We start from the raw sequence: 17,884 nt of genomic DNA, 5'->3' as shown, positions 1-17,884 counted from the left end.
TCACCCGTCATCCCTGCCTTGGAGAGCTGACAGTGAGCGCTCTGGACATCACACTTAGCCCCGAAGAAAAGACCGAACTGAAACGGCGCGTTCGCTCTGCGACTATCCCCCAGCGAGAAGGTCGTCGAGCACGCATCATTCTGCTGGCTGCCGAGGGTGAAACCCGTGACAACATTGCACGGCTGACTGGCTTTTCCTGCCCTACGATTACTGACTGGTGCCAGCGTTTCCAAGCACATCGGCTGGACGGACTGGTCGATAAGCCGGGGCGCGGGCGCAAGTCGCCTTTGCCTGAAGAGACGGTTCGCAGGGTCTTGGAACAGGTCACCCGACCTCGTATAGGTGAACCGCGCTGGAGCTGTCGAAGCATGGCAAGGGCAGCGGGTATTTCCTCGACTACCGTCCATAAACTGTGGGCTGCCAATGATTTGAAGCCTCACCTGACGCGCACGTTCAAGTTGTCCAACGACCCTCAGTTCGAGGAGAAATTCTGGGATGTTATCGGGCTCTATCTGGTCCCGCCGGACAAGGCGTTGGTCTTGTGCTGCGATGAGAAAAGCCAGGTTCAGGCTTTGGAGCGCACACAGCCGGGCTTGCCTTTGGGCATCGGTCATATCCAGACCAAATCCCATGATTACACTCGCCACGGCACAGTCACGTTATTCGCTGCACTGGATTATCTTCAGGGAAAATTGATCAGCAGCATCGAGCGTCAGCACCGGCATCAAGAGTGGCTGGCATTTCTCAAGAAGATCAATAAAGAAACGCCCAAACACCTCCAGCTTCACCTGATCGTCGATAACTATGCGACTCATAAGCATGCGACAGTGAAAGCCTGGCTGGCGAAACATCCTCGCTTTCATATTCATTTCACGCCGACCTCCAGCTCATGGATGAACATGGTTGAACGCTTCTTTCGAGACATCACGATGTACTTGCGCGACGGCAGTTTTGCCTCGGTGCGCGAGCTGGAAAGCTCCATTACAGCGTTCATGGCGCTACGTAATGCTCAGCCGACCCGATACGTTTTGGAACGCAAAGGGAGAGGAAATTTTGAACAAAATCCAGCGGGCGCGTGAGGCACTTGAAACCGTAGCCTATAAGTAAATTATTTCGAAAACAGCACACTAGCGGCGGAAGATGGTCAAATGGAGCTTTCTGTCTCTGGTTTACATGAGTGCTATGAAGTTGGTGATTAATAAATGAGATGTACCTGAACCGAGATGCGGCGGCTCAGGCTGATGGTCGTAGCTAAACCTACTTTGGGGTTGTCGGGTCGGGCTGGATATACAGGCCTAATTTTTAGGCGGTATCAATGGACTGATTCATTAGGATGCAGTGTTAAAGTGTCGTTTGGTAGACCGCGTCTCTAAGCGCTAAACAGTGATTCGTAAATGACATAGGTCAAGCATTAAAAAATGCAAAAACATATCAATTATTGCTAAGCCGTATTAAATAAGGAACTTTTCCGTGAAGACATTATGTGTGTTTGGAACGCGTCCAGAAGCCATAAAAATGGCGCCTCTAGTATTGAAGTTGAGAGATGACCCGAGATTTGACGCTAAGGTTTGTTCTACCGGGCAACATCGGGAAATGCTTGATCAAGTACTGGATCTGTTTAACATTACGCCCGACTTCGACCTTCATATAATGAAACCGAACCAAAGTCTCTCGGAACTTACCTCTGCAGTCTTGGTGGGTATGACTGCCATCTTCCAGGAATACCAACCCGATGTCGTACTAGTGCATGGTGATACTGCTACAACATTCGCAGCTACGTTGGCCGCGTACTATCAAAAAATCCCAGTTGCCCATGTCGAAGCCGGCCTCAGGACTGGCGATATCTATTCTCCGTGGCCAGAGGAGGGTAACAGGAAGTTGACAGGTGCAATTGCAGAAATGCATTTCGCACCAACGCTAATATCTCAACAAAATTTGCTAAAAGAAGGGGTGGCGCTTGACAATATTTTCATAACGGGTAATACGGTAATTGATGCGTTGCTTGGTTTAACTGACCGCATGAAATGCGATGTTGCCTTCAATGCCTTAGCGCTACGCCCGACTTCATTTATCCCCGTAGAAAAGAAGTTTATTCTTGTCACCGGCCATCGTCGCGAAAGCTTTGGTGAAGGATTTATAAGGATTTGCGAAGGCTTGTTGGATATCGCAAATATGTATCCTGAGATTGATATTATTTATCCTGTTCATCTCAATCCTCAAGTGCAAGAGCCTGTGAACCGTTTGTTAAGTGGTAAAGATAACATCCATTTAATTGAACCTCTAGATTATCTGCCATTTGTGTCTCTAATGAGTCGAGCCTATATAATAATGACGGATTCCGGCGGTATCCAAGAAGAGGCGCCATCGTTAGGCAAGCCAGTATTAGTTATGCGTGAAACTACAGAGCGGCCTGAAGCCGTGGCCGCAGGAACGGTAAAACTTGTGGGTACAGATAGGGCTGCTATCGTCTCCTCTTTAAAGCTGTTGATAGATGACGAGCATGCTTATAACGAGATGAGTTACGCTCATAATCCTTATGGTAACGGTCACGCGTCTGAGATGATTATTGAACACCTTTGGGCTCGTTTTAGCGAAAAAGCTCTTTAAGTAATCCTCGAGGTGGTGTAATAATATGGTCCCTAAAACCGTACTAATTTTCTTTCTGAGAGTCTTGGCCGGATTTGGGACCCTCTTAGCTGTGACATTAATAGGGAAAAATTTTGGGCAGGAGGAATTGGCTAATTTCTCTATATTCAACTTAATGTTAAATTTCTTTGTCGTAATAGCTTTATGGGGGACAAATGTTAGAGTTATCGACGACCACAACAACGGCTGTAATGAATTAAGCATACTCAAAAATGTCGTAATAAAAGCTTTTGAGTCTTTCTTTATCGCGATTTTTATTATTTGGCTGTTGCACCTGTTCGGCTATCAGCAATTTGCATTAATAGCCATGGTTCCATTGGCGCTGGGCTCAATCATATCTGCATTTTTTGTAGTTAGGGGGCGGGCTATTGCAGCTGTAATGACAAATGAACTAACCAGAGCCGTTGTTCCGATAGCAGTTATGGCCATTATACTCGGATTTTTTCCTAAAGTTGTCTTTACAGATTTAATTATATGTGCCTATGGGGCCCTGCTATTACTTATCCCTATTTATTTGCTTGTCGCAAAAAAAAACTCGGTCCAAAACGAGACTAAAATAAATATTATCGTTTATTGGGTTAAAGAAAAGAGACGCGGTTTCTATATAATGTTACCTCAAATTTTGTTTGTTGTGGTTGCTCAGGCTGATCGCTTGGTACTACAGGCTTGGGGAAGCTCAAGAGAGCTTTCATCATATTTTTCCGCACAGGCGGTATTTTCGGTAGTTATTTTTGCTATGCAGGCAGTGATTACAATCTTTACGCCAACGATCTCGAAAATTGCGCAGACTGAGATTGGTGATCTGAGTAAGGAAGGTCGTACGCTCCTTATGTTCATTTTAGCGCTCGCCATGTTTTTAATACCGACAGCTTATTGTTATTTTCTTTATATCAAAGTCGATATAGCGATTGCGTTAGTTTCATTATCGTTATTTATCGCCGGTAATATACTAGCTTTATTGTGGGGTATTGGCTTCCAGATACTCCCGTTTGGGAAAAACAAAGCACTCTTCGTTAAGATAGTTCTTCTAGCAATTGCATTGCAATATGGATTTATTTTAATAGCATATTCTTGGCTGGGCGTTTACGCATTGCCTTTAGGGTATGTGCTATATACTGTTATGGGATCAATTGCAGCTGAGAAATTTTGGAAAAAAACTAACGTATTTATTAAGCCATTCAGAAAGAGCACATCGTAATGCGTATCGCCTACCTCAGGTCTAATCCGGTTAATCCTGACCCAAGAGTTGAAAAGGAAGTCTATAGTTTTGTGAATAACTCCCATTGTGTAAGAGTTTTTTGCTGGGACCGGAGCGGAGCACTACCCGAACTAAGCACATTAAAGCTTTTGCAAGGTATGGAAGAGGTGGAAATTATCCGCTGGAGAAAAAAATCAAATTTTGGAGGTGGGTTACGAAATATATTTAAGTTGATTGGCTTTCAGTTTTTCCTGTTAGCTAATTTATTTAAATTTAGAAAGTCTATTGATGTAATACATGCGGCTGACTTCGACACTGTGTTACCGGCGTTTCTTATTAGCGTATTCTTCAAGAAAAAATTTGTCTATGACGTATATGATTTTTACATAGACGCTTTTCCCGTTCCTGCTACGTTAAAACCTTTGATCAAAGCTCTAGATTTCTTTGTTATGAACAGGGCTGATGCGGTCATTATTACGAACGAATCTCGCAGTGAGCAAATAGCAGGAGCGAAGCCCAGACGCCTTGCAGTAATACACAATACGCCTATAGAGGTCGAAGTATTGGAAGCCGAGGGCATTGCAGCGGACAGCGCAAACTGGGATATAACGCTAGTTTATGTGGGTATTCTGCAACCAGGTCGTTTGATTTCTGAAATTATAGACCTATTTTCCCAAAAGAAATGCTGGAGAATTATTGTCGCTGGGTTTGGGCAACTAGAAGGTGAGATTTTAGCGAAAAGCAGAGATCATGAAAATATCGTATACTTAGGTACCGTCGACTACGCCAAGGGGCTTTCTTATAGTAAAGCTGCCGATGTAATTTTTGCTACCTATGACCCCGATGTGCCCAATCACAAATATTCTTCGCCTAATAAACTTTATGAGGCGATGATGTTGGCTAAACCTATAATAGTATGTAAAAACACAGGAATAGATAAGGTTGTAAGCGCGGCCAACATAGGGTTGACGGTCGATTATAATATTGATGACTTTGAACGTGCAGTGAACTGTTTGATTTCGAACAAAGATCTTAGTTTGACAATGGGCAAAAACGCACGAAAAATGTATGAAGAGCATTACTCATGGCACGTCATGGAGCGAAGGCTCCTAAATGTGTATAAGGAGCTGTAAGTTTTTGACTGTACTTAAGGTGCTAGGAACTTTATATGACGACTAGGTCGTACATTTTAACTTTCTATCTTGTTTTATTCATAAAGATACTTTTTCTAGGATATGTTTTATGTTTTGGAATTTATGAGTTTTCAGAAGGCAATGATGCCGATTACTATAATTCCTACGCCATCGGAGAAAATGACGTGGCACAAAATCTATGGCCTGTAATGCTTAGATTTTTGAACGATCATCAACTATATAATCGCGGTTTCATAACCGGTCTAATGTCGCTACTTGGTGCCTTGATCATCCCGTTGTTATTCGCCAACATCGCGCGCATTGATAGAGGTGACGTTGGGCGGAAAGTATTTTGGATGGTGGCGGTATGTGTGTCCCTATATCCGACTTTGTTTTATTTTAGTTTTGATATATATCGTGACGTCTTTATGCTCTTTTGTTTTTGTTTGGCAGCTAAAACAGCTCAATCGTTCTTCTTGTCTAGAAAAATATTGAAGAGTTCACTGTTATTTTTTATAACGTGTGCCTTGAGCTATCTGCTGTTTCTGCTTCGTCCTTACCTAGGTGTAGCGTTTCTGCTGGCTTTTTTTGCTGTACATATATACGACATGCCAAAACGGTCTGTTTATTCCGTATGCTTTCTTATATTGTTTAGTCTGACCGCGATTTTTTATCTTGGTTTGCTTGAACCACTTATGAAGTATCGGTCGATGTTTTCGGAACAAGATCAGGCGGGCAGCAATTTGGGTATCGTATATGATAGTGTCGTTACATTCCCATTGAAATTTGTTTTAAGCTTTCTTTATCAGATGTGCGGATTTTTCATAGTAAATGTTTCTTCCCTTATTGTGCTGATAATTGAGAGCATTCCTTTCTTGTTTTTTCTGATGTATCTAATTATCAACCGCAAATACGGTGATAAGTTCGTGAGCTTTCTTTTGTTGTTTTTTGTTATATATTCTGCTGTTTGGTTGTTAGGTAATGATAATTTGGGAACTGCTGTACGTTTGAGAATGCATAGTTATGCAGCGATTTTAATATGTTGCAGCATTGTGTTTCAATATAAACAACATAATAATTTGGTTGAAGAATGAACATATTGGTCACCGGAGGAGCAGGATACATTGGTACGCACGCCGTCGTTGAGTTGTTAGACTCAGGTCATAATGTGTGCGTCGTGGATAACTTTTGTAATAGCTCTAGAATTTCACTGGCTCGAGTGCAGGACATTACAGGTAAAAGCGTACGCTTATATGAGGGAGATATATGTGAGTTTGATTTTATGGCGGAGGTTTTCGAGAAAAACGATATTGATGTGGTAATCCATTTTGCTGGTCTTAAGGCTGTGGGCGAAAGCGTCTTGAAGCCGTTGATATACTATAAAAATAATGTAGAAGGGACTATAAGCTTGCTGCGCGCTATGAATTCAGCAGGGGTAAAGAAAATAATTTTCAGTTCTTCTTCCACTGTTTACGGCGAGGCAGTAATGCCGGTTTCTGAAAAAAGTCCGAGAGGTAATCCGACTAATCCTTATGCTTCCACAAAAAAAATCGTGGAGGATATTTTATTGCAAATTTCTCAAACGGATCCAGCGTGGTCGGTAGGTATATTGCGTTATTTTAATCCTATTGGTGCCCACAAAAGCGGTTTGATTGGGGAAAGTCCGCAGGGTATACCTAATAACCTATTGCCATATTTATGTAAGGTTCAACTCGGGCAGCTACCTTTTCTTACTGTTTTTGGAAATGACTATCCGACAAAAGACGGTACTGGAGTCAGAGATTATATTCACGTATTGGACCTGGCTAAAGGGCACACAGCATCATTGGATTTTATATCCAAGACTACAGGCTACTACGTGTGGAATCTCGGAACAGGGGTAGGATATTCGGTACTGGATATTATTAAGTCATTTGAAAAGATCTCAGCTGTGCATATTCCCTTCCGTTTCTCCGCGAGACGCCCCGGAGATATCGCGTCTTGTTGGTCAACTACGGAAAAGGCTGAAATTGAGCTAAATTGGAAAGCAATAAATACGCTGGATGATATGATATCGGATACGTTAAACTGGTTGCGCCTTAATCCGGTGGGGTACAATTAATGAAGATTGTGATTATTGGAACCGTTGCGTCCAGCATATTGGGTTTTCGCCGTTCGTTTATAGAAAAACTCGTAAAAAGGGGGCATTTGGTATATACGTTTGCCTGTGATTTTGATGATGGAAGTATGGCTTCAGTAAAAGCCATAGGGGCTACGCCTGTCCGGTACTCGCTTAGTAGAACCGGCCTTAATCCCGCGCGGGATGTATTTGATACTTATAAGCTGTCAGCTAAAATTAGGGACATTAAGCCTGATCTAGTATTTTCATATTTTGCGAAGCCTGTTGTTTATGGAACACTAGCGGCTTTTTTCGCAGGGGTTAAGCGGCGTATCGGGATGCTTGAGGGCTTAGGCTATGTATTCACAGACTACGAGGGAGGAAATAGATGGCAGCATAGACTTCTGAGAGTCGTACAAGCTTGCCTTTTCAAGCTTACAATTCCATTGTTGCAAAAAATAGTTTTTTTAAATCCAGACGACCCAAAAGACTTATTAAAGCGCTATAAAATTAGGGCCCGGCATATAAGCGTGCTAGGTGGAATAGGCGTACCGCTAGAGAAATTTCCTTACTCCATTCCCAATGTAAACCGCATTAGTTTTCTTTTTGTTGGACGACTACTAGCAGAGAAGGGCATATACGAGTTCCTCCGCGCAGCAGAAAAGGTGAAAGCGCTTTATCCGTCTGCGGAATTCATAGTACTTGGGACAGTAGATAGACTAAATCCGGGTAGCTTGAAACAGGATGAACTTGAAGCTTTCATTCTGGCTGGAGTCGTTATATATCCCGGGCAGGTCAATAATGTGCCGGAGTGGATTAGTAGGTCTAGCGTTTTCGTACTTCCCTCTTATTACCGCGAGGGTGTGCCGAGAAGTACACAGGAGGCTATGGCTGTTGGTAGGCCCGTCATAACCTGCGATACGCCTGGTTGCCGTGAAACAGTAGTTGAAGGAGTGAACGGCTTTTTGATACCTCGCTGGTCGGTAAGTGCCCTAGTTGAAAAAATGATTTATTTTTTAGATAATCCTCATCTCATAATCGAAATGGGAAGAGCTAGTCATGAAATTGCATTAAAAAAGTTCGATAGTCTAGAAGTGGATAATAGATTAATTGGAGTACTGGAGGATGAGCAATGAAGCGTGCATTTGATTTCGCAGCTTCGATGATCGCTGTTGTTATATTAAGTCCGTTGTTGATTGCTGTGTATATACTAGTCAGATATAAGCTAGGCTCACCTGCTTTGTTTGCTCAAGTTAGACCTGGACTTGAAGGTAAGCCTTTCAAGATGTTCAAGTTTCGATCTATGACCGAGGCAGTGGATGCTACTGGAGATCGACTGCCGGACGCGGAGCGGATTACACCGTTTGGCAGATTTTTGAGATCTTCAAGTATTGATGAACTACCTGCTTTGTATAACGTGATAAAGGGCGAAATGAGTTTGGTAGGCCCTCGCCCACTACTCATGGAATATTTGCCTCTGTACTCCGTTCAGCAGCGCCGTCGTCATGAGGTACGCCCTGGCCTTAGTGGTTGGGCACAAGTTAACGGGCGCAATGCGATTAGTTGGGAAGAAAAATTTAGGCTGGACGTTTGGTATGTCGATAACGCCAACATTTTCCTAGACTTAAAGATCATTTATCGGACCATAAAAAAAGTCTTAATAAAGGAGGGTATCAGCGCTGACGGTGAAGCGACCATGCCGAAATTTACCGGAAGTGATTCATGAAAAATTTGGCCATACTCGGTGGCAGTGGTCATGGAAAAGTTGTTGCTGACGCGGCACAGGTCTGCGGTTGGGAACGGATAGATTTCTTTGATGACGCGTGGCCTGCTCGACAGCAAAATGGTCATTGGCAAATCATGGGGGGGTCAGCTGAGTTATTAGCGCGGCTTGATACTTATGATGGCGTATTTATTGCAATCGGTAATAACAATATCCGCCATAAGAAGTTGGTTGAATTAGAAGCAGTAGGTGCGAAAATCGTATCGATTATTCATCCGAATGCTGTAGTCAGTCAATTTGCTTCAATTGATATCGGCACTGTTGTTCTGGCTGGGGTCGTAGTGAATGTGGATACCGTCATTGGCCGCGGGGTGATACTCAACACCTGCTGCAGCGTCGACCATGATTGCGTTCTGCATGACGGCGTGCATATCTGCCCAGGCGCGAGGCTAGCGGGGGGGATTGAGGTCGGCGAGTTGAGTTGGCTGGGGATCGGTTCCAGTGTCCGGCAGTCGTTGCGTATAGGTTCGGGAGTGGTGGTAGGTGCCGGCGCGGTAGTAGTGGCTGATATAGCCGACAATTTGACGGTCGCTGGAGTGCCCGCGCGTAAACTGACCAGGGTTTGAATCTCAACGCTGTTCTAATCGGCCGCTCCGGCCGATAATGTCGGTCCTGCCAAGGACTTAATGGTTCTGGCTCTCTAATTTAATTCTGTTTTGACGGGTATTACCAGTGCTAAATACACCCTTTTCCCCTTGGCCATCGTTCAGTAGTGAAGAGGCCGACGCTGTACGTGATGTGATTCTGTCCAATAAAGTCAACTATTGGACAGGGCAGGAAACCCGTTCATTTGAAAAAGAATTCGCGGCTTGGTCGCAAACGAAATACGCAGTTGCCCTGGCCAATGGTACCGTAGCATTGGATGTAGCATTCAAGGCATTGGGCATCGGTGCAGGTGATGAGGTCATTGTCACCTCCCGTACCTTTCTCGCTTCCGTATCGAGCATTGTCAATGCGGGCGCCGTCCCCGTATTCGCCGATGTCGACTTGGATTCACAAAATATCACTGCCGAGACTGTTCGCGCCGTATTGACGTCTCGCGCCCGCGCCATCCTCTGTGTGCACCTGGCGGGCTGGCCATGTGATATGGACCCGATCATGGCCCTAGCCGCAGAGCACGGCCTCAAAGTCATTGAGGATTGTGCCCAGGCACATGGCTCCTTTTACAAGGGGCGGCGCGTTGGCTCCATTGGTCATATCGGAGCTTGGTCGTTCTGTCAGGACAAGATTATGACCACTGGCGGGGAGGGCGGCATGGTTACCACCAATGACCAAGAGTTGTGGTCGTCAATGTGGTCTTATAAGGATCACGGCAAAAGTTGGGAGGCGGTTTATGAGCGCCAGCACGCCCCAGGTTTCCGCTGGTTACATGAAAGCTTTGGCACCAACTGGCGCATGCTGGAAGTGCAGGCAGTGATTGGTCGAATTCAGCTGCGGCGCATGGCTGCTTGGGAATTGAGTCGCCAAGCCAACGCCGGGCGTATTTGGGAGACTGCCAGCCAACTTGCTGGTCTGCGAGTTCCTAAAGTGCCGACTCATATCGTTCATGCAGCGTACAAGTGTTACGTCTTCGTAGAGCTATCCGTACTGAACGCTGGATGGAACCGTGATCGGATCATTGAGGCGCTGGTCGCTCTTGGCGTTCCGGCATTTTCCGGTTCGTGCTCCGAGGTGTATCTCGAGAAAGCTTTTGATGACACCGGATGGCGGCCGGCCGTACGCCTGCCTAATGCCGTCGAGCTCGGCGAGACGAGCTTGATGTTCCTGGTTCATCCAACATTGACGCAACCTGAAATCGATCTGACCTGTAGCGCCTTGGCACAAGTGATGCTCGAAGCTACAGCACACTAGTCATGCGTCGGGCCCCTCCCATTGAGCAGAATGAAGGGGCTCTGTAGACGCTGATAAATCAGGACCATGTTCGACTGTTCGACTTTTACGCTTTGAGTGTTTTCAGTGTGACGAGGAGTATTTAGAGGGGTTATGGATAAGATACGTGCGCACCTGTTGGGATTGCCCCGGCGACAAAAACGCTTCTTACAGCTGATAGCCGATGTGTCACTGGTGTGGCTCGCCTTATGGATGGCATTTGTCGTACGCCTGGGCTTTGACGAAATGGTCAATCCTTTTGCGATGCATCTTTGGCTGTTTATCTGTGCGCCAGTCGTTGCCATACCGCTGTTTATCCGATTTGGAATGTATCGTGCGGTTCTGCGCTACTTTGGCAATGATGCGTTGATTGCAATTATCAAAGCCGTGAGCCTTTCATCGCTTATTCTCGGTGTAGTTGTCTATTGGTATAGCAACCACCAAAACGTCGTTCCACGGTCGATCATTTTCAACTACTGGTGGCTCAGCTTGACCATGGTCGGTGGGCTGCGCTTGGGCATGCGTCAGTATTTTCTTGGGGATTGGTTTGCCGCCGCGCAGCATGTGCCGTTCACCAGTCGCGACGATGGCTTGCCGCGAGTCGCAATCTATGGTGCTGGGGCTGCGGGCAATCAATTGGTCGCAGCCCTGCGCATGGGGCGAGTAATGCGCCCGGTGGCATTCATTGACGACGATGCGAGTATCTCAGATCGCGTTATCTCCGGACTCCAGGTCTACAAACCCAAATATATCCAGCGGATGATCGACGCTACCGGTGCCCAGGAGATCCTTCTGGCGATCCCGTCCTCCAATCGAGGTCGTCGTCGCGAGATTCTCGGTTATCTCGAGGGGTTTCCACTGCATGTGCGCAGTATTCCCGGTTTTATGGATCTGGCGAGCGGCAGGGTGAAGGTGGATGATATCCAGGAAGTCGACATTGCCGATCTTCTGGGCCGTGATGCGGTCCCTGCACAGGGTGAGCTTCTGGAGCATTGCATCAAGAGCCAGAGCGTCCTAGTGACAGGGGCCGGCGGTTCCATCGGCTCCGAACTCTGTCGTCAGATCCTCTCATTGCGGCCGACAACGCTCCTATTGTTCGAGCACAGTGAATTCAATCTCTACAGCATCCTTTCTGAACTCGAGCAACGCATCACGCGCGAGTCGCTTCCGGTTAAGTTGTTACCGATCCTGGGTTCTGTACGCAATCCATCCAAGCTTCTGGATGTAATGAATACTTGGCGGGTTGATACGGTCTATCACGCTGCCGCCTACAAGCATGTGCCAATGGTGGAACACAATATCGCCGAAGGAGTACTCAACAATGTAATTGGGACGTTGAATACCGCGCAAGCCGCTTTACAGGCTGGAGTGGCTAACTTTGTACTGATCTCGACTGACAAGGCTGTACGCCCGACTAATGTCATGGGCAGTACCAAACGCTTGGCCGAGTTGACACTGCAAGCACTCAGTCGTGAACTGGCGCCAGTGTTGTTCGGGGACAAGTTTAATGTGTCCCGTGTCAACAAAACACGTTTTACCATGGTTCGTTTCGGCAATGTCCTTGGTTCCTCTGGGTCTGTGATCCCGCTATTCCATCGGCAGATTAAGTCGGGAGGACCGTTAACGGTCACCCACCCCAAAATCACCCGGTACTTCATGACTATCCCCGAAGCAGCGCAACTGGTGATCCAAGCTGGCTCCATGGGGCAGGGCGGTGATGTATTTGTGCTGGACATGGGCGAGCCGGTGAAAATTGTCGAGTTGGCCGAGAAGATGATCCACTTGTCGGGCCTGAGCGTGCGCTCTGACAAAAATCCTCATGGCGACATCTCTATTGAATTCACTGGCCTGCGCCCTGGCGAAAAGCTTTATGAAGAGTTGCTGATCGGCGACAACGTGGTCGCTACTCAGCATCCAATGATCATGAGTGCGAACGAAGACCACCTGGACTGGGAGATACTCAAAGAAAAGCTTAAAGAACTACTCGCCGCTGTCGATGAGGACGACTACACCCGAGTCCGCCAACTGCTGCGTGATACGGTCAGCGGCTATGCTCCAGACGGTGAAATTGTCGACTGGATCTATCAGCAACGTCGCCTCGATCCTTGATTCAACAGTAACGGCCCGTTTTTAAGCTGTCCAAACATCGTCTATGTTCGAAAAGCAGCTCCGGAAAAGCTGCTTTTCTCGCTGATGTCCCGGAATGTCTCTATATACCTAACTTATGGTTTGTAAGGGATCCATGATCCCCACATTCAAAAATCAGAATTGATCGCCGATGCTGTCCTCCCGATTCTTTTCAGGAGCCAGCATCCTATGATGCGTCCCGACGCCAAAGTCGAAAAAGTCTACCTCTACCCCAAGCCCGTAGACTTCCCCACATTCACAGCACTAAGCTAACCCCGGATGCTGTGCTCCAGATTCTCTCAGGAGCCAGTCCGCCATGATGCGACCCGACGCCAAAGTCGAAAAAGTCTATCTCTACCCCAAGCCCGTGGACTTCCGAAAATCCATCGACGGCCTCGCCGCGTTGGTCGAACTGGATATCAAAGTGGCGGTATTCGATCCGGTGCTTTTCGTCTTTCTCAACAAATCCCGTAATCGGGTGAAGATTTTGTACTGGGAACGCAACGGCTTCTGCCTTTGGCTCAAGCGCCTCGAATCCGAGCGATTCAAAACATCGCCCGATGCCACGGACGAGGCGATTATCCTGACCCTCCAGGAACTCAACTGGTTACTGGACGGTTTCGACCTCTGGCGCAATCGTCCTCATCAGGTTTTGACGCCTCGATACGTGGCCTGATTCGGTATAATCCGGGCATGATTTCCGTGCCCGAAAACCTCCCCGACGATCCTGAATTGCTCAAGCAGCTGCTTGCGAAGATGCAGTCCAGAGTCGGTTTCCTCGAAGAAGAAAATGCGCTGCTGCGTCAGCGCCTGTTCGGACGCAAGTCCGAGCAAACGGCTGATCCGGCAACGCCGCAGTTGGCCCTGTTCAATGAGGCGGAAAGCCTCGTCGAGCCCATTGATGAAGCCGCTGAAGAAGAGGTTGTTGCGCCAACCCAGCGGCGCGGCAAGCGCAAGCCGCTGCCCGCTGATCTCCCTCGCATCGAAGTCATCCATGAACTGCCCGAACACGAACTGACCTGTGCCTGTGGTTGCCGCAAACATGCCATCGGCGAAGAGGTCAGCGAACAGCTTGAAATCGTGCCGATGCAGATCCACGTGATCAAACATGTTCGCAAGGTCTACGGTTGCCGCGACTGTGAAAGCGCACCGGTCACCGCCGACAAACCGGCTCAGTTGATCGAGAAGAGCATGGCCAGCCCCAGTGTGCTGGCGATGCTGCTGACCACCAAATACGTGGATGGCTTGCCGCTTCATCGATTTGAAAAAGTGTTAGGTCGCCACGGCATCGATATCCCGCGCCAGACATTGGCTCGCTGGGTTATCCAGTGCGGCGAACACTTGCAGCCACTGCTGAATTTAATGCGCGACCGGTTACTGGAAAGCCGTGTCATCCACTGCGATGAAACCCGCGTGCAGGTGTTGAAAGAGCCTGACCGCGAGCCAAGTCGTCAGCCCTGGATGTGGGTGCAAACCGACGGCCCGGCAGATAAGCCGGTGATCCTGTTCGACTACTCCACCAGCCGCGCGCAGGAGGTGCCGACACGGCTGCTCGATGGCTATCGCGGCTATGTCATGACCGATGATTATGCCGGTTACAACGCGCTAGGCGCTCAGGTCGGAGTGGAGCGTTTAGGCTGCTGGGCGCATGCGCGGCGCAAATTCATCGATGCTCAAAAAGTACAGCCCAAAGGCAAGACGGGGCGCGCCGATATCGCGCTGAACCTGATCAACAAGCTTTACGGTATCGAACGCGACTTCAAGACCGGCGGCGATGCGGAACGCAAAGTTGGCCGGCACGAACACAGCCTGCCGGTGCTGGCTCAGTTGAAAAGCTGGATCGAAAAAACGCAGCCTCAGGTCACCGCTCAGAACGCGCTGGGAAAAGCCATCACCTACCTGGCCAATAACTGGAGCAAACTTGAGCGGTATGTCGAGGAGGGCTACTTGCCGATCGGTAGAGTCGGGATGTGGCGCGGTGGCTTGCGCTCCGTTTCCACACCCCGCTCGTCAAACCGGACGTGCGCTACTAACGCATCCGGCTTTCGTCCGAGATCGATATGCCTTCGCACTCGACACATCGGCCATTCGCGTAGGCAACTGATGGAGGCCTAGCTTTCCGTATAGAAACGCATCCGGGTATAGATGGTACCCAGAACGGCCTCGTCGCTTATGCTTCTTGACCAACCAGCGTCGGATACGGCGCTCGGTATAGCGTTGCAGGATTCGATAGTGCTTGAGCACAGGCCCTTGGTCGAAGTAGCCAGCCCAGCCTCGAAGGATCGAGTTGAGTTCGGCTATCCGGTGCTCTACCGCGTCCCACGTCATACTAATCGCCGTTTCGTCATGGATTTTTCCAATAATCGACTTCATCGCCCCTTTCGAAGGTTGAGTGCCGATATAGGTTTTCCCATGACGGTCGTATTGCCTGCCCAGGTTGTACCCCAGAAAATCGAGTGACTTTTCCGAGAGTTTCACCAGCGCCGTTTTCTCTTCATTGACGCTCAGCCCCAGCCGCGCCATCAAGCCACTCATCAGTGCCATTGCCTGCTCTCCACTGCCGGGGCGGCAGCAGATCACCATATCGTCCGCGTAATTCACAATCTTTGCATGCAGACGTTTGGCGTAGCCAAATTTTTCCCAGGCCAGAATGAAGCGCCTGAAGTACACATTGGCCAACAGCGGCGAAATCACCGATCCTTGGGCGCTACCACGGTGCGTGTGCTTGGCTTCGTTGGTGCGTCGAAGCTTACCGTCAATGAGTTCGATAACGGCCACCTCAAGCCATTGCTTGATCAGCCGCAACACCCTGCCATCCGAGATACGGCGGGCCAGGCACTTCATCAAAGGCCCGTGTGGAATGGTATTGAAATAGTCACGAAGATCCGTATCGACAACGTCTCTCAGCCCAACCCTCGCGGTGTAATGGTGCACCTGCCTCACAGCTTCCTTGGCATCTCGACGAGGTCTAAAGCCATACTGCGCCGGCTGCATGTCCGCTTCGAAAATCGCTTGGAGTGTGAGATTGACGGCCATTTGAACAACGCGGTCTCGAATGCAGGGAATTCCCAAGGAACGAAGTTTGCCGTTCTTTTTGGGAATCCATACCCGCCGCAGGGGCTGAGGTCGATATCCACCCGACTTCAACTCCTCGCGTAGCTGAGCCAACCACTCCATAGGTCCTGTGTTTTCAATGTCTTCGAATCGCTGACCATCCACACCGTGGCTGCCCCGGTTTGCGCGGCAACGTTGGTAGGCGATGACCAATACATCGATTCGATAGACTTTGTCCCACAGGCTGTAGAAGCGAAAGTCTGGCTCTGTCTTAGCTTTCACATACAGGGCACGCTGTAGTTTCCGAACGCGATTTCTCACCTGGGTTAATAGGCTTGGAGCCAATCCCATCGTTCTTACCACTTTGTACTCCTCTCTTGAACCAGGGCTCCTTTCCTACTCCGGCATTACCCGGCCTCAACGGTACTACGAGCCCATCCGCCACCTGTCCGAGCCAGCGCCCTCCCTCACGGGCGCACTGTTTGTATGGCCGTGTCTAATGGCCACTTCACCCTGGCAGGCTTCCCCTGTTTCGTATGAGTTCTCTTCTGTACATGCCATCACCACTACCCCGGCGGCAGTGCCAAGTTCGTCTGACGCTCGATCCCTCAGCACTATCAACCTTCCCCGTTATTATGGCGGGTCGGCTACCGCAAGGCATTTTCGGGGCCTGCTCGGTGTTCGCTGCGCGCTACGGCCTGCACAGTCACTGACTTCCTAAAGAAGCCTTTTCTTCAGATACTTCAGCCCATTCGTTGCCTCCTGAACTGCTCCAAAGTGCTTCCGGCCGGAGCGACAGTAGCCGGGTGGGATTCGCACCCACTGAACTCATACGCCTTGTCAGGGCGTACACAACAACTCAGCCGAACGAGCCATCAGGCCCTTCGTGATCGGAAGGAAGAACTGGTTGTTCAGTGACACGCCCAAAGGCGCGACGGCCAGTGCTCAACTGTACAGCTTGGTCGAGACTGCCAAAGCCAACGATCAAGAGCCCTATGCGTGGCTACGCCACGCACTTGAATATCTGCCGATGGCTTCGTCGGTTGAGGATTACGAAGCCTTGCTGCCATGGAACTGTTCGCCGGTATCGCGTAGTTAAATACGCTATCCATCTTGATGACTGACAGGGCTTACGGGAAGTTAAAGAGTACGAGTGGAGCAACGATCATGAAATACGACGAAACCTTGATTGAAGAAGCCGTTCTTGCCCTGTTGGTAACCTTCAGTGCGGATAATGGCAATACTTGGTACGATTTCGAGATCACGAACCGATTGCATGAGCATGGATTCATCCGTGATCCGGTAAACAAGAGCAAATCCATCTGGTTGACGCCGGAAGGGATGGAACGAGGCCGACAAATAGCCGATCGGCTATTTGAGGCGAGAACTCAAGCGGAGCATGTCTCCAACTCGGGTACCTGATTCCATATCCTAGGGCATGCGGTAGGTGGGGTTTATGGAGCGCATACCATTCTTGTGCCAGCAAATAGGAAGTGGGCTAATTATGTGCCAAAGGTAGAGAAATCGGGAGCATAGCTTCGGGCATCAGATGGCGGCTTTGAATGTGGGGGGCATGGAGCGGATACCCTTCGCTGAGGTCGGGTGAAGTCTTGAAACGTTCGGGCTCAAGGCGCTTGAGCCAAAGGCAAAAGCCGCTGCGTTCCCAATACAAAATCTTCACGCGGTTGCGGGATTTGTTGAGAAGGACGAAAAGTACGAGATCGAACGCCGCTGCTTTTATGTCGAGCTCGACCAACGCGCAAAGGCCGTCGATATACTTTCGAAAGTCCAAAGGTTTGGGGTAGCGATAGACTTTTCGACTTTAGCGTCGGGTCGCATCATCAGGTGCTAGGCTCTGTACGTAAAGTATTGTCGCAAGCACCGCATAGCGCAGGCCAATGAGACCATCGCCGCAAAACTTGTTGCGAGCTTGTCGAAGCGCGTCACGATGCGACGGTTCTCCTTCAGCCAGCCAA

Annotated in this window: 14 protein-coding genes and 4 pseudogenes; 15 read left to right on the top strand and 3 right to left on the bottom strand. The window is 48.7% G+C overall.

All coding sequences use genetic code 11. The features are described from left to right. The first annotated feature begins 32 nt into the window (after window positions 1–32). From BLL38_RS25830 to tnpC, 13 genes and pseudogenes are all read left to right on the top strand, one after another. Window positions 33–1,107 (top strand): annotated as a pseudogene (locus tag BLL38_RS25830) (IS630 family transposase). A 363-nt stretch (window positions 1,108–1,470) separates the two neighbouring features. Beyond that, entirely contained in the window at window positions 1,471–2,607 is a 1,137-nt protein-coding gene (wecB, locus tag BLL38_RS25825; RefSeq protein WP_076964861.1) for a non-hydrolyzing UDP-N-acetylglucosamine 2-epimerase, read from the top strand. Window positions 2,608–2,632: 25 nt separating this feature from the next. Continuing rightward, complete coding sequence (locus BLL38_RS25820; protein ID WP_076964860.1) at window positions 2,633–3,844, top strand: hypothetical protein; 1,212 nt, start codon at window positions 2,633–2,635, stop codon at window positions 3,842–3,844. After that, window positions 3,844–4,977: a glycosyltransferase family 4 protein gene (locus BLL38_RS25815; RefSeq protein ID WP_076964859.1), complete on the top strand. Its 1,134-nt coding sequence runs from the start codon at window positions 3,844–3,846 to the stop codon at window positions 4,975–4,977. The genes BLL38_RS25820 and BLL38_RS25815 overlap by 1 nt, the downstream gene beginning before the upstream one ends. Before the next feature lie 35 nt (window positions 4,978–5,012). Then, window positions 5,013–6,071, top strand: coding sequence for a hypothetical protein (locus BLL38_RS25810; RefSeq protein WP_076964858.1), 1,059 nt, complete (start codon window positions 5,013–5,015; stop codon window positions 6,069–6,071). Then, entirely contained in the window at window positions 6,068–7,078 is a 1,011-nt protein-coding gene (gene galE / locus BLL38_RS25805) for a UDP-glucose 4-epimerase GalE (protein ID WP_076964857.1), read from the top strand. The genes BLL38_RS25810 and galE overlap by 4 nt, the downstream gene beginning before the upstream one ends. Beyond that, window positions 7,078–8,211, top strand: coding sequence for a glycosyltransferase family 4 protein (locus BLL38_RS25800; RefSeq protein WP_076964856.1), 1,134 nt, complete (start codon window positions 7,078–7,080; stop codon window positions 8,209–8,211). Before galE ends, BLL38_RS25800 begins: the two co-directional genes overlap by 1 nt. After that, complete coding sequence (locus BLL38_RS25795) at window positions 8,208–8,801, top strand: sugar transferase (protein ID WP_076964855.1); 594 nt, start codon at window positions 8,208–8,210, stop codon at window positions 8,799–8,801. Before BLL38_RS25800 ends, BLL38_RS25795 begins: the two co-directional genes overlap by 4 nt. Beyond that, entirely contained in the window at window positions 8,798–9,424 is a 627-nt protein-coding gene (locus BLL38_RS25790; RefSeq protein ID WP_076964854.1) for a NeuD/PglB/VioB family sugar acetyltransferase, read from the top strand. Before BLL38_RS25795 ends, BLL38_RS25790 begins: the two co-directional genes overlap by 4 nt. A gap of 106 nt (window positions 9,425–9,530) precedes the next feature. Further along, window positions 9,531–10,709, top strand: coding sequence for a DegT/DnrJ/EryC1/StrS family aminotransferase (locus tag BLL38_RS25785; protein WP_076964853.1), 1,179 nt, complete (start codon window positions 9,531–9,533; stop codon window positions 10,707–10,709). 132 nt (window positions 10,710–10,841) lie between these two features. Beyond that, window positions 10,842–12,836, top strand: a complete 1,995-nt coding sequence (locus BLL38_RS25780) for a polysaccharide biosynthesis protein (protein ID WP_076964852.1) — start codon at window positions 10,842–10,844, stop codon at window positions 12,834–12,836. 334 nt (window positions 12,837–13,170) lie between these two features. After that, window positions 13,171–13,530: an IS66 family insertion sequence element accessory protein TnpB gene (gene tnpB, locus BLL38_RS25775; protein ID WP_076964851.1), complete on the top strand. Its 360-nt coding sequence runs from the start codon at window positions 13,171–13,173 to the stop codon at window positions 13,528–13,530. Window positions 13,531–13,547: 17 nt separating this feature from the next. Further along, window positions 13,548–14,810 (top strand): annotated as a pseudogene (tnpC, locus tag BLL38_RS25770) (IS66 family transposase); the annotation flags it as partial. A 54-nt stretch (window positions 14,811–14,864) separates the two neighbouring features. Here tnpC and ltrA read toward each other — a convergent pair. Next, window positions 14,865–16,271 (bottom strand): group II intron reverse transcriptase/maturase, encoded by a 1,407-nt coding sequence (ltrA, locus tag BLL38_RS25765; protein ID WP_207303164.1) that lies wholly within the window; start codon window positions 16,269–16,271, stop codon window positions 14,865–14,867. 484 nt (window positions 16,272–16,755) lie between these two features. Here ltrA and BLL38_RS25760 point away from each other — a divergent pair. Together BLL38_RS25760 and BLL38_RS25755 are read left to right on the top strand one after the other, a co-directional pair. Continuing rightward, window positions 16,756–17,007: pseudogene (locus tag BLL38_RS25760) on the top strand (transposase domain-containing protein); the annotation flags it as partial. Between the two features lie 68 nt (window positions 17,008–17,075). Next, window positions 17,076–17,330 (top strand): DUF6429 family protein, encoded by a 255-nt coding sequence (locus BLL38_RS25755; RefSeq protein ID WP_076964849.1) that lies wholly within the window; start codon window positions 17,076–17,078, stop codon window positions 17,328–17,330. Between the two features lie 76 nt (window positions 17,331–17,406). Here the strand turns inward: BLL38_RS25755 and tnpB (BLL38_RS31275) are convergent, their stop codons facing one another. Next, window positions 17,407–17,664 carry an IS66 family insertion sequence element accessory protein TnpB gene (gene tnpB, locus BLL38_RS31275; protein WP_242627640.1) on the bottom strand — a complete coding sequence of 86 codons (258 nt, stop codon included), beginning with the start codon at window positions 17,662–17,664 and terminating at the stop codon, window positions 17,407–17,409. 92 nt (window positions 17,665–17,756) lie between these two features. Further along, window positions 17,757–17,884: pseudogene (locus BLL38_RS30825) on the bottom strand (IS5/IS1182 family transposase); the annotation flags it as partial.

Source organism: Pseudomonas gessardii, from assembly GCF_001983165.1.
Taxonomy (GTDB): Bacteria; Pseudomonadota; Gammaproteobacteria; order Pseudomonadales; family Pseudomonadaceae; genus Aquipseudomonas; species Aquipseudomonas gessardii.
This window is presented reverse-complemented; position numbering and strand designations above follow the sequence as displayed.